Annotated in this window: 13 protein-coding genes; 4 read left to right on the top strand and 9 right to left on the bottom strand. The window is 67.7% G+C overall.

Going from position 1 to position 12365, the window contains the following annotated elements; genetic code table 11:
* Positions 1–4: 4 nt before the first annotated feature.
* From QTH91_RS02840 to QTH91_RS02865, 6 genes are all read right to left on the bottom strand, one after another.
* A complete protein-coding gene (locus tag QTH91_RS02840; RefSeq protein ID WP_286658518.1) occupies positions 5–685 on the bottom strand; it encodes an urease accessory protein UreF in 681 nt (226 codons plus the stop codon).
* Complete coding sequence (gene ureE, locus QTH91_RS02845) at positions 685–1248, bottom strand: urease accessory protein UreE (protein ID WP_286658519.1); 564 nt, start codon at positions 1246–1248, stop codon at positions 685–687. Before ureE ends, QTH91_RS02840 begins: the two co-directional genes overlap by 1 nt.
* A 64-nt stretch (positions 1249–1312) precedes the next feature.
* Positions 1313–3031 carry an urease subunit alpha gene (ureC, locus tag QTH91_RS02850; RefSeq protein WP_286658520.1) on the bottom strand — a complete coding sequence of 573 codons (1719 nt, stop codon included), beginning with the start codon at positions 3029–3031 and terminating at the stop codon, positions 1313–1315.
* On the bottom strand, positions 3032–3337 hold the full coding sequence (locus QTH91_RS02855; RefSeq protein WP_286658521.1) for an urease subunit beta: 306 nt from the start codon (positions 3335–3337) through the stop codon (positions 3032–3034).
* 11 nt (positions 3338–3348) lie between these two features.
* Entirely contained in the window at positions 3349–3528 is a 180-nt protein-coding gene (locus QTH91_RS02860; protein ID WP_286658522.1) for a hypothetical protein, read from the bottom strand.
* Between the two features lie 64 nt (positions 3529–3592).
* Positions 3593–3895 carry an urease subunit gamma gene (locus QTH91_RS02865; protein WP_286658523.1) on the bottom strand — a complete coding sequence of 101 codons (303 nt, stop codon included), beginning with the start codon at positions 3893–3895 and terminating at the stop codon, positions 3593–3595.
* Positions 3896–4028: 133 nt separating this feature from the next.
* On the opposite strand from QTH91_RS02865, the gene QTH91_RS02870 reads away from it, so the two are divergent.
* The 4 genes from QTH91_RS02870 to QTH91_RS02885 all read left to right on the top strand — a co-directional run bounded on the left by QTH91_RS02870 (position 4029) and on the right by QTH91_RS02885 (position 9764).
* On the top strand, positions 4029–7463 hold the full coding sequence (locus QTH91_RS02870) for a hybrid sensor histidine kinase/response regulator (RefSeq protein WP_286659590.1): 3435 nt from the start codon (positions 4029–4031) through the stop codon (positions 7461–7463).
* Positions 7464–7468: 5 nt separating this feature from the next.
* A complete protein-coding gene (locus QTH91_RS02875) occupies positions 7469–8494 on the top strand; it encodes a response regulator transcription factor (RefSeq protein WP_286658524.1) in 1026 nt (341 codons plus the stop codon).
* Between the two features lie 156 nt (positions 8495–8650).
* Positions 8651–9061 (top strand): GNAT family N-acetyltransferase, encoded by a 411-nt coding sequence (locus QTH91_RS02880; protein ID WP_286659591.1) that lies wholly within the window; start codon positions 8651–8653, stop codon positions 9059–9061.
* 46 nt (positions 9062–9107) lie between these two features.
* Positions 9108–9764, top strand: a complete 657-nt coding sequence (locus tag QTH91_RS02885; RefSeq protein ID WP_286658525.1) for a glutathione S-transferase family protein — start codon at positions 9108–9110, stop codon at positions 9762–9764.
* Positions 9765–9804: 40 nt separating this feature from the next.
* Here QTH91_RS02885 and QTH91_RS02890 read toward each other — a convergent pair whose 3' ends face one another.
* Genes QTH91_RS02890 through recJ form a run of 3 tightly spaced genes read right to left on the bottom strand, consistent with a single transcriptional unit; the run spans position 9805 to position 12365 of the window.
* On the bottom strand, positions 9805–10209 hold the full coding sequence (locus QTH91_RS02890; protein ID WP_286658526.1) for a hypothetical protein: 405 nt from the start codon (positions 10207–10209) through the stop codon (positions 9805–9807).
* A 9-nt stretch (positions 10210–10218) separates the two neighbouring features.
* Positions 10219–10617, bottom strand: a complete 399-nt coding sequence (locus tag QTH91_RS02895; RefSeq protein WP_286658527.1) for an MliC family protein — start codon at positions 10615–10617, stop codon at positions 10219–10221.
* Positions 10614–12365, bottom strand: coding sequence for a single-stranded-DNA-specific exonuclease RecJ (gene recJ / locus QTH91_RS02900; protein ID WP_286658528.1), 1752 nt, complete (start codon positions 12363–12365; stop codon positions 10614–10616). The genes QTH91_RS02895 and recJ overlap by 4 nt, the downstream gene beginning before the upstream one ends.

The following is a 12365-nucleotide window of genomic DNA, read 5'->3' on the forward strand; positions in this document are numbered from 1 at the left end:
GTGGTCAGCTTCTGAAGAGCCGTGAATACTGGGTTTCGTGCCGGGCCGACAGCACGGCAAGCATGGGTGCGAAGGCTTGCCGGTCGTCATCGGTCAGCGCCATGGCCCGCTCGACGGCATGGGGAATCTCGCCGGACAGGCGGCCGAGCATGCGCTGGCCGGCGCTCTGCCCGAGCGGCACCGCCTTCACCGCTGCGCCCACCATGTTCTCCGCCCACCCAAACGCGAAGGCCAGGCAGCCGTCGCGGACCGAAGCATTGCAGCGCTGGGCCGCGAATGCAAAGGCCACCGGATAGCTGGCGGGCTGGTCGCGAAAGATCTCGGCGGCATCCGCGTGATGCAGCTTGAGCCATTCGACGAAGGAGTGGCCCATCTGCACGGTCTGCAGCAGGAACTCGGCGCTCTCGCGAGTCTGCAGGATCCAGGCGTTGAGTCGGCCGATGCGATAGCGATCGTCCGCGCGCCAGGCGGCGATGGCCTGCGCCACCACGGCCAGGTCGCCGCGCGCCAGGCTCAATTGCAGCTGATCGGAAAGCCAGGCGCCGGCCGCGTTCTCGTTGTCGACGCCTGCCATCTCGACTGCGGCTTCTAGACCCTCGGAATACGAGAACCCGCCCACGGGCAACGCAGGAGATGCGAGCCAGATGAGTTGCAGCAGGCTCGATGCGCCGATGGCTTCAGGCATCAGTGCGAGTGGCCGTGATCGTGGTCGTGGCCATGCCCGTGGTCGTGATCGTGATCGTGTCCGTGGTCATGGCCATGGCCATGCCCGTGCGATTCGTGCGAGTGCCCGTGCGAGCCGTAGGCGCCGCCTTCGGGTTCGAAGGCTTCTTCCGCCTCGACCACGATCAGGTGCATGGCGCGCAGCATGTCGGCCAGCACATGGTCGGGCTCGATCTTGAGGTGGTCGGGCTTGAGTTCGATCGGCACGTGCCGGTTGCCCAGGTGATAGGCGGCGCGTGTGAGGTCGAAGGGTGTGCCGTGAGACGTGCAGTGCGTGATGCGCAGGACCGGCTGCGGCGCCGCGATCACCCGGATGAGCGAGCCATCCTCGGCCACCAGCACGTCGCCGCCACGAACGGCGGTGCCGCGCGGCAGGAAAACGCCGATGCTGCGGCCTTGCGAATCGGTGGCGTCGAAGCGGCTTTTCTGCCGAACGTCCCAATCGAGTTCGATGGTGGCTGCGCGCTTGACGAGCACGGAGGCAAGGCCGCGGCCTTGGGGCATGAGTTTGTTGGCGGTGAGCATGAGCGAATTGAAGCAGAAGGCCGCGCGCCCAACCCGGCCGCGGCCTCGTGGCGGGCGAGCGCGGCTAGAAAAGGAAATACCGCTGCGCCATCGGCAGCACCGTCGCCGGCTCGCAGGTCAGCAACTGTCCGTCGGCACGCACGGCGTAGGTCTGCGGATCGATCTCCATCTTCGGCGTCAGGCCGTTGTGAACCATGTTCGCCTTGCGCACGCCGCGGATGTTGCGCACGGCCGAGAGCGTCTTGGCCAGCCCGTAGCGTTCGCCGATGCCGGCGTCCAGCCCTGCCTGCGACACGAAGGTGAGCGAACTGCGGGTGAGCGAGCCACCGAAGGCGCCGAACATCGGGCGGTAGTGCACCGGCTGCGGCGTGGGGATCGACGCGTTCGCATCGCCCATGGCAGCCAGCGCGATCGAACCGCCCTTGATCACGGCAAAGGGCTTCACGCCGAAGAATGCCGGCTTCCACACCACCAGGTCGGCCCACTTGCCCACTTCCACGCTGCCCACCTCGTGGCTGATGCCGTGCGCGATGGCGGGGTTGATCGTGTACTTGGCCACATAGCGCTTGGCGCGGAAGTTGTCGTTGCGATCGCTGTCCTCGGGCAGGGTGCCGCGCTGCGCCTTCATCTTGTGGGCCGTCTGCCAGGTGCGGATGATCACTTCGCCCACCCGGCCCATGGCCTGGCTGTCGCTGCTCATCATGCTGATGGCGCCCAGGTCGTGGAGGATGTCCTCCGCCGCGATGGTCTCCTTGCGGATGCGGCTTTCGGCAAAGGCCAGGTCCTCGGCAATGGCCGCGTCAAGGTGGTGGCACACCATGAGCATGTCCACGTGCTCGTCCAGCGTGTTGACGGTGTAGGGCATCGTCGGGTTGGTGGACGAGGGCAGGAAGTTGGCCTCGCCCACCACGCGCAGGATGTCCGGCGCATGGCCGCCACCCGCGCCTTCGGTGTGGAAGGCGCAGATGGCGCGCCCGCCCACGGCGGCGATGGTGTTCTCGACGAAGCCCGATTCGTTCAGCGTGTCGGAGTGGATGGCCACCTGCGTGTCGGTGGCGTCGGCCACGTCCAGGCAGTTGCTGATGGCCGACGGCGTGGTGCCCCAGTCCTCGTGCAGTTTCAGGCCGATCACGCCGGCTTCGATCTGCTCGTGCAGGCCTTGCGGCAGGCTCGCGTTGCCTTTGCCCAGAAAGCCCAGGTTCATCGGAAATGCGTCGGCCGATTGCAGCATGCGCTCGATGTGCCAGGCGCCGGGCGTGCAGGTGGTGGCGAAGGTGCCGGTGGCCGGCCCCGTGCCGCCGCCGAGCATGGTGGTGATGCCTGAGGCCAGCGCCTCTTCGATCTGCTGCGGGCAGATGAAGTGGATGTGGCTGTCGATGCCACCAGCGGTGACGATCATGCCCTCGCAGCTGATGATCTCGGTCCCCGGGCCGATGACGATGTCCACGCCTGGCTGCACGTCCGGGTTGCCTGCCTTGCCAATGGCCACGATGCGACCGTCGCGCAGACCGATGTCGGCTTTCACGATGCCCCAGTGATCGAGGATCAGCGCGTTGGTCATGACGGTGTCGGCCGTGCCCTCCGAGCGAGCGCGTTGCCCCTGGGCCATGCCGTCGCGGATGGTCTTTCCACCGCCGAACTTCACTTCCTCGCCGTAGCCGCCGGCGCGCAAGGTGTAGTCCTCTTCGACCTCGACCAACAGGCCGGTGTCGGCCAGGCGAACACGGTCGCCCACGGTGGGGCCGAAGATTTCGGCGTAGGCACGCCGTCCGATCGTTGCCATCTAGAGTTTTCCTTGGACGAGGCCGCGAAAGCCGTACACGACGCGCGCGCCGCCGAAGTCGCACAGTTCCACCGTGCGCTGCTGACCGGGTTCGAAGCGCACCGCGCTGCCGGAGGCAATGTTCAGCCGCATGCCGCGTGCCGCCTCGCGGTCGAAGTCGAGCGCGCCGTTGGTCTCGGCAAAGTGATAGTGCGAGCCGACCTGTATGGGCCGGTCCGAGCTGTTTTGCACCACCATCGTCAAGGTGCGGCGGCCGCGGTTGAGCGTGTGGTCGCCCGCCTCGGGGATGAGTTCGCCGGGAATCATGGGCCGCCGGCTTACTTGCGGCCGAGCCAGACGGCTGCGCCGACGGCCAGCGCCAGCGCGATGTAGACGGCGGCATCGGTGGCGTGCCAGTGCGCGCCATCCAGGCCATGGCCAGGATGCGCCAGGGCGAGGGACGAAGCGGTGAGGCCGGCCAGCGCGGCGGCGATGCGGGATGCAGTGCGTTGGGTCATGGTGTCGTGCAGTTGGGACAGACAGTCAAAACAGGGCTTGCGCCAAGGCTCGGATGGCGGGCGCTCACACGATGGGTTGGTGGACGGTCACGAGCTTGGTGCCATCCGGGAAGGTGGCCTCGACCTGAATGTCGGGCAGCATCTCGGGCACGCCATCCATGACGTCGTCGCGGGCCAGGATGCTGCGGCCTTCGCTCATCAGCTGCGCCACGGTCTTGCCGTCGCGAGCACCTTCCATGACGGCGGCCGAGATCAGTGCGACTGCTTCCGGGTAGTTGAGCTTGAGCCCGCGTGCGCGGCGCCGTTCGGCCAGCAACGCGGCGGTGAAGAGCAGCAGCTTGTCTTTTTCTCTGGGTGTCAGTTCCATTGGGGTCGATGGCGTTGGCAGCCGAGGGCAGATGCAACGATCATGCCTCAAACCTTTAACAACTGTTGCTCGGCACGAGTGTTGCAGCCTGGGCGGCGTGAGCTCTCTTTCTTCCAGCACCGCTGCCGACCCGATGGCCGACGCCGCGTCCCCGACCGTGGACGCCGCGCCGCAGCGGATCGTCAAGGTCCGGCGCGACTACAACAGCTGGGTGGCCAGCGAGACGCTGGAAGACTACGCCCTGCGCTTCACGCCTCAGCGCTCGCGCAAGTGGTCCGAATGGAAGGTGGCCAACACCGCCTTCGGCGCTGCCTCCTTCCTCATCCTGGAGGCGGTGGGCGCCACTTTGCTGGTGCAGTACGGCTTTATCAATGCCTTCTGGGCGATCCTGTGCACGGGGCTGATCATCTTCCTCGCCGGTCTGCCCATCAGCGTCTACGCCGCCCGTTACGGCGTTGACATGGACCTGCTGACCCGTGGCGCCGGCTTCGGCTACATCGGCTCGACGATCACGTCCCTCATCTACGCGAGCTTCACTTTCATCTTCTTCGCGCTCGAAGCGGCCGTGATGGCCTATGCGCTGGAACTGGCCCTCGGCATTCCGCCGGCGTGGGGTTACTTGGTGTGCGCACTGGTGGTGATTCCGCTGGTGACGCACGGCGTGTCTGCCATCAGCCGCCTGCAGTTGTGGACGCAGCCCATCTGGCTGCTGATGCTGGTGGTGCCCTTTGTTTATGTCTTGATGCGCGATCCTGGTGCATTCGAAGGCATCACGCACTACAACGGAGCGAAGAGCGCTTTTCCGGATTTCCAATTGCCCCTGTTTGGTGCGGCCCTGACGGTGGGCATTGCGCTCATCACGCAAATGGGCGAGCAGGCCGACTACCTGCGCTTCATGCCCGCGCGCACGACATCCACGCGGGGACGCTGGTGGCTGGGTGTGCTGGCAGGCGGACCGGGCTGGGTGGTGCTGGGCGTGGCCAAGATGCTGGGTGGTGCGCTGCTGGCGTACCTGGCCATCTCGCACATGGTGCCGCCCGAGCGCGCGGTCGATCCCAACCAGATGTACCTGGCGGCCTATGAATACGTCTTCCCGAACTACGCCTGGGCCGTGTGGGCGACGGCGCTGTTCGTCGTCATCTCGCAGCTGAAGATCAACGTCACCAACGCCTATGCGGGCTCGCTGGCCTGGAGCAATTTCTTCTCGCGCGTGACGCACAGCCATCCGGGCCGCGTGGTGTGGGTGGTGTTCAACACGCTCATTGCCTTCATGCTGATGGAGATGGACGTGTTCGAGGCGCTGGGCGATGTGCTGGGCCTGTACGCCAACATCGCCATCGCCTGGATGATGGCGGTGGTGGCCGATCTGGTCATCAACAAGCCGCTGGGCTTGTCACCGCCGGGCATCGAGTTCAAGCGGGCCCATCTGTGGGACATCAATCCGGTGGGCGTGGGCGCGATGGCGCTGGCGTCCGGGCTGTCGATCGTCGCGCACCTGGGGTTCCTGGGGCCGCTGGCCCAGGCCTTCTCCGCGCTCATCGCCCTTGGAACGGCCTTCGTCGCCGCGCCGATCATCGCCTGGGCCACGCGCGGCAAGTACTACCTGGCGCGCAGCGAGCCTGCCAAGGCAAATGCGGGGCAGCAGACGCTGCGCTGCGTGATCTGCGAGCGCAGCTACGAAGGTCCGGACATGGCGCACTGCCCGGCCTACCAGGGCCCGATCTGCTCGCTGTGCTGCACGCTGGACGCACGCTGCGGCGACCTGTGCAAGCCACAGGCGAGCCTGGCTGCGCAATGGTCGGCCGCGTTGCGCACCGTGCTGCCCCGACGCAGCTGGCGCTACCTGGACACCGGCCTGGGCCACTTCCTGCTGCTCATGCTGGTGATCGTGCCGCTGCTGGCGGCCGTGTTCGGCGTGCTCTATCGGCAGGAATTGCGGGCACTGGCCGATTCCGACGTGGCCGCTGCTGCGGCGCATGCGTTGCGTGCGGGCTTTCTCAAGGCGTCGATGGCGCTGCTGTTGATCGCCGGCATCGTCGCCTGGTGGCTGGTGCTGGCGCATCAGAGCCGAAAGGTGGCGCAGGAAGAATCGAACCGGCAGACGCACCTGCTCATGCGCGAGATCGAATTGCATCGCGAGACCGACCGCGCCCTGCAGGCCGCCAAGCGCAATGCCGATGCGGCCAACCAGGCCAAGAGCCGCTACATCAGCGCCATCAGCCATGAGTTGCGCACGCCGCTCAACAGCATCTTGGGCTACGCGCAGCTCCTGGGCGAGGACCAGGCCGTGCCGCCGCATCGTCGCCAGGCGGTGGCAGTGATCAAGCGCGGTGGCGAACACCTGCTGCAGCTGATCGAAGGCACGCTGGACATCGCCCACATCGAGGCCGGCAAGCTCACGCTGCATGCGCGCCCGATGCCGTTCGCGCAGGTCATGCAGGAGCTGGCCGACATGTTCGAGCTGCAGGCCGAGGACAAGGGCCTGCAGTTCCGCTTCGAACCGACGGGCCAGTTGCCCGCCCTGGTTCGCGCCGATGAAAAGCGGGTGCGGCAGATCCTGATCAACCTGCTGGGCAATGCCATCAAGTTCACCACGAAGGGCCAGGTCAGCTTCCGGCTGCGCTATGCGCGCGAGTTCGCCACGCTGGAGATCGAGGACACCGGCCCCGGCATGTCGGCCGAAGAAGTGCAGCGCGTGTTCGAGCCCTTTGCGCGCGGCGTGGGCGTGGCGGTCGGCGGCGCCGGCCTCGGCCTGACCATCGCCAAGATGCTCACCGACCTGATGGGCGGCGAAATGTCGGTGCAAAGCACGCCGGACGTCGGCTCGTCGTTTCGCGTGCGCCTGTTTCTGCCACGCGTGCATGACACGCCCCTGGGCGAAACCGGCGTGCCGCGGCCCAACCCGTCGATGGCGCGGCGCGGCTACGAAGGCCGGCGTCGCCGCGTGCTGGTGGTGGACAACGAGGAGGCGGACCGCCAGCTCCTGGTGGACGTGCTCGCGCCGATGGGATTCGAGCTGCGCACAGCGGCCAGCGGCCACGATGCGCTCGACCTGATCGCCGCCGGCCTGCGGCCCGATGCGATGTTCGTCGATCTGGCGATGCCCGGCATCGACGGCTGGGAGACCATCCGCCGTGCCCGCCGCCTGGGCCTGGAGCGCACCGCGGTGGCCATCGTCTCGGCCAATGCCTTCGACAAGCGACTGGACAACGACGTGGGCATCACGCCTGAGGACTTCATCGTCAAGCCGGTGCGCCATAGCGAACTGCTCGACTGGCTGGAGCGGCAGCTGCAGCTGCGCTGGACGGCGCAGCCCGTCGCTGCGGCAGATCCGGTGCGCGACGCCGCGCCGGCGGTGCTGGTCGTTCCGGCCATCCAGCACATCCGCCGGCTCGAGGAGGCGGTGAGTCTGGGTTACCTTCGCGGCATCATGACGCAGCTCGACGAGATCGAGCGCGCGCAGCCCGAATGCGCCGGCTGGTCGGAGCGCCAGCGCGCGTTGGCGCGCCGCTTCGAGCTCGACGCGCTCAGCCGTTCGCTGGCCGAATCCATTGAATCCGCATCCTGAGGATGATGAGCACCGACACCGACAAGCCCGCAACTGCCTCGCTGGCGCTGAGCCTTCGCGACAGCGCGGACAGCAGCGACCTGGTGCTGATCGTGGATGACGTGCCCGACAACCTGGCCGTGCTGCACGATGCGCTCGACGAATCGGGCTACACCGTGCTGGTGGCCACCAATGGCGAGCAGGCCCTGGCGCGGGCGGCGCAGGCGCGGCCGGACATCGTTCTGCTCGACGCCATGATGCCGGGGCTGGACGGCTTCGAGGTAGCGCGCCGGCTGAAGGCCGATGCCGCCACTGCGGCCATCCCCATCATCTTCATGACCGGTCTGACCGAGACCGAGCATCTGGTGGCGGCGCTGGAGGCGGGCGGCGTGGACTACGTGACCAAGCCGATCAAGCCCAAGGAAGTGCTGGCCCGCATGAACGTGCATCTGCAAGGCGCGCGCGCGGCCCGGCAGCAGGCTCGGCAGGCGGGGCAGGCCCGCAATGCGCTGGACGCCTTCGGCTATGCCAGTGCCACCGTGCGTTGGCCGCAGGGCCGAATCATCTGGCAGACCGGGCTGGCACGCGAGCTGTTCCAGCGCTATTTCGGTACCCAGGCGCCAGATGCGCCGCAGCTGGTGCTCGACTGGCTGCGCCGCCATCTCGACGACGCCGTGGCGCGCCTGGTCGAGCCACCGCCGCTGCAGGTCATGCAAGGAGGCAGCAGCCTGAGCATCCGCCTGCACCAGCAGACGGGGCATGACGACGGCCACGACGAATGGCTCATCATCCTGCGCGAGACCTCCGACAGCTCGGTGATCGAAACCATGAGCGTCGCGCTCAAGCTCACCCCGCGCGAGGCCGAGGTGCTCTACTGGGTCATCAAGGGCAAGACCAACCGCGACATCGGCGAGATCATCGGCAGCAGCCCCGCCACGGCCAAGAAGCACCTGGAACGTGTGTACGTCAAGCTCGGCGTCGAGACGCGCACGGCTGCGGCTGGCGTGGCCTTGCGCAAGATTCGCGAGTTGCAGCCCGGCTTCGAGATCTGACGCGCCGGGCACCGCCTTCGCGGACGCACGCCGATGCCGGCCTTGCGACAGAATGGCGGGCTACTCATCCAGAGCCGCTCCAGCTGCGTGACCACCAAGACCTCGAACCTCCGTTTTCGCCAAGCCACCCGTGATGACCTGGTCGCCATCGTGCAGATGCTGGCCGACGATCCGCTGGGTGCGCAGCGCGAACGTCTTGCCGATCCCTTGCCGCCGTCGTACCTGCAGGCCTTCGAGGCCATCGAGCGCGATCCCAACAATGAACTGGTGGTGGCCGAGGACGACGCCGGTGGCGTGGTGGGTGTTCTGCAGCTCACCTGCACGCCCTACATCACCCATCAAGGCGGCTGGCGCGCCACCATCGAAGGCGTGCGGGTCCACAAGTCCTGTCGATCGTCCGGGGTGGGCAGGCAGTTGTTCGAATGGGCGATCGGCCGTGCGCGCGAACGCGGCTGCCATCTGGTTCAGTTGACCACCGACAAGCAACGCCCCGATGCGTTGCGCTTCTACGAGCAACTGGGCTTCGTCGCCTCGCACGAGGGGATGAAGCTCAAGCTGGCGCTCTGACGCGCGTTGGTCGCGCAGATTCATTCAACGAGGAGAAGGACGCTTCATGTACAAGCTCTACGGTTTCGCCCAGTCGGGCAACACCTTCAAGGTCGCGATGATGTTGCAGGCACTGCGCCAGCCCTGGGAGCCGGTTCACGTGCCCTTCGGCGAGTTCGTCGGCGGCCTGACGCGCACCGACGCCTGGCGCGAGGCCAACAACCCGATGGGCGAAGTGCCGATCCTGCAGGACGAGGACGGCCGGCGCATGAGCCAGTCCGGCGTCATCCTCACGCGGCTGGCGCGCCGGCATGGCGCTTTCGGCGGCGCGACCGAGGAAGAGCAGGACGAGGCGCTGCGCTGGATGTTCTTCGACAACCACAAGTTCACCAGCTTCCTGGCCACCTGGCGGTTCATGAAGAGCTTCGCGCCGGTGGCGCCCGATCCGGCGCTCGAGAAGTTCTTGCGCGGCCGCGTCGAAGGCGCCTTCGCGGTGGTCGAAAAGCACCTGGCGTCGCGTGAATGGATGGTGGGCACGCAGCCGACGATCGCCGACATCTCGCTGGCCGGCTACCTGTACTACCCGCCCGAAGAAAGCGGCTACGACATCGGCCGCGACTACCCGGCCATGGCGCGCTGGCTCGACCGCCTGCAGCAGAACCTGCCGGGCTGGAAGCCACCCTACGAACTGCTGCCGGGCGAGCGCATCGCACCCAAGCGTTGAAGGTACGCCGATGCAGGCGGGGCGCAGGCCCCCGCGTGCATCACTTGCCGAAGAGCGCGACCAGCGCCACGACGCCCACAACGGCGACGGCGCCGATCAGCCAACGCACGAGCAGCCGGTTGGCTTCGACGCGACGGATCAGCAGTGCGTTCTGGCTCGCCAGGGTGTCGATCAAGGCGGTGGAATCGACCAGTTGCCGATGCAGTTCGGCCACCGCGGCTTCGTTGGCCTGAAGGCGCGCTTCGAGTTCGGCCATTCGCGCTTCGGGCGTCAGTGGCGCCGCGCCGATCGACGGCCCTGGCGCGCTGTCGCCAGCGACGTCGCCGGGCGCCTTCTTCGACACGCTGCCCCAAAGCTTCTTGGCCGCATCCGCGATCTGTGGCGCATTGCTGATCACCTCGGTCCAAGGGACCAACTTCAGCACGGAATACCAGCCCAGGGCCATTGGCTTTCCTCAGCGTTGGGCCACGCAGCGCAGCGAAGGCGCATTGGCCCCCCAGCGCAGTTGCGCTTCGCCCTGGTGTTCCCAGAATTCCACATCGGCGCTTGCGTAGCGCGCTCCGCTGGCGGCGCGTTGGCGCTCCAGTTGCACGACGCGATCGCCGCGGGACAAACTCATCGAAGCGGCGCCGGGTTGGCTGTAGCGGACGACGACGGTGGATGGCGGCGTGCCGTCGCAGACAAAGCGGATCGGTGCGCCCCAGGCGCCGGTCGATGCGGGTGCTGGCGGAGCGTCGGTCATGGCGGTGGTGCTGCAGGCACCGAGCGCTGCAAGGCTCGTCAAGGCTGCGGCAGCTCGCGCCATCGTTCGCCAGGGCATGGGCGAGGTGGCGTGGCGATGTGCTTGGTTCATGGTCCCTCCTGATTGGCATCGGACGCGGGAAGTTCCGCGCCCTCGACCATGAATCGTACGCGGCGCACCCCTTGCCACTCGTCAGCCTCCATCCGCCATGCGAGCAGGACGCGGGGCGGCAGCGGCTCCGTGCGGCCGAACCAGATGCCGTCCACCGGCCGCCCTTGATGGCGCAGCTTGAGCGCGAGATGCTTCTCGCCGACCAGGCGCTGCGACACCACTTCGACCTCTTCGCTGAACGTGGGCGGCGCGAAGCCCTGTCCCCACACCTCGCGCTGCAGCGTGTCGACCAGGTCGACGCGAAGGTACTCGGGCGCCAGTGGGCCGTCGGTATCGAGCCGGCGGGTGAGGGTGGCGGCGTCCAGCCACTCGGCGGCCACCTTGGCGAATGCGCCCTGAAACTCGGCCAGCCGCTCGCGCGACACGGTGCAGCCGGCTGCCATCGCGTGGCCGCCGAAGCGAAGCACCACGCCGGGGCGACGCTTGGCCACCAGGTCGAGGGCATCGCGCAGATGAAAGCCCGCGATCGATCGGCCCGAGCCCTTGAGCTCGTCCGACTTGCCTTCGGCGCTGCTGGCGGCGAAGACGAAGGTGGGGCGGTGGTACCGGTCCTTGATGCGCGAAGCGACGATGCCGACCACGCCTTCGTGGAAGTCGGGGTCGAAGACGGTGACCGCGGCCGGCGGTGCGCTGCCGTCTGCGAACATGCGTTCGGCCACGCGCAAAGCCTGTTCGCGCATGTCGCCTTCGATGCCGCGCCGTTCGCGATTGATTTCGTCGAGCAGGCGCGCGAGTTCGTCGGCGCGCGCGGCGTCGTCGGTGGCCAGGCATTCGATGCCCAGCGTCATGTCCGCCAGACGACCGGCCGCGTTGATGCGCGGGCCCAGTGCGAATCCGAAGTCGAAGGTGGTGGCACTGGCCGGATTGCGGCCCGAGGCGGTGAACAGTGCCGCGAGCCCCGGCGGCAGCACGCCGGCGCGGATGCGGCGCAGGCCCTGCGCGACCAGGCGACGGTTGTTGGCGTCGAGCCGCACCACGTCGGCCACGGTGCCCAACGCGACCAAGGGCAAGAGGTCGTCCAGGCGCGGCTGGGTCGCTTGCCCATCTGCGCTGGTGAACGCGCCGCGCGCACGCAGCTCCGCGCGCAAGGCCAGCAGCACGTAGAACATGACGCCCACGCCGGCCATGCACTTGCTCTCGAAGCCGCACTCAGGCTGATTGGGATTGACCAGCACGTCGGCTGCGGGCAATTCGGGGCCGGGCAGGTGATGGTCGGTCACCAGTACCGACAGGCCCAGGGCCTTGGCGGCAGCCACGCCGTCCACGCTCGCGATGCCGTTGTCCACCGTGACGAGCAGGTCGGCCCCGCGTTCGGCCACGCGTTGGGCGATCGAGGGCGTCAGGCCGTAGCCGTCGACCACGCGATCGGGTACCAGGTAGCTCACTTGCCGCGCGCCCAATCGGCGCAGCCCGCGCAAACCGACGGCGCACGCCGTGGCGCCGTCGCAGTCGTAGTCGGCCACGATGCAGATGCGTCGGTCCGCGGCGATGGCGTCGGCCAGCAGCACCGCGGCTTCGCGCGTGCCGCGCAGCGTTTCGGGCGGCAGCAGGCGCGCCAGCGCGTCGTCCAGTTCTTCGCGGCCGGTCACGCCGCGTGCCGCGTAGAGCCGCGCCAGGAGGGGATGCACACCGGCCTGTTCGAGCGCCCACGCGCTGCGGGGCGGGACGGTGCGGGCAACGATCTTCAT

It is taken from the genome of Variovorax dokdonensis (assembly GCF_030316895.1).
Lineage (GTDB): Bacteria > Pseudomonadota > Gammaproteobacteria > Burkholderiales > Burkholderiaceae_C > Variovorax > Variovorax dokdonensis.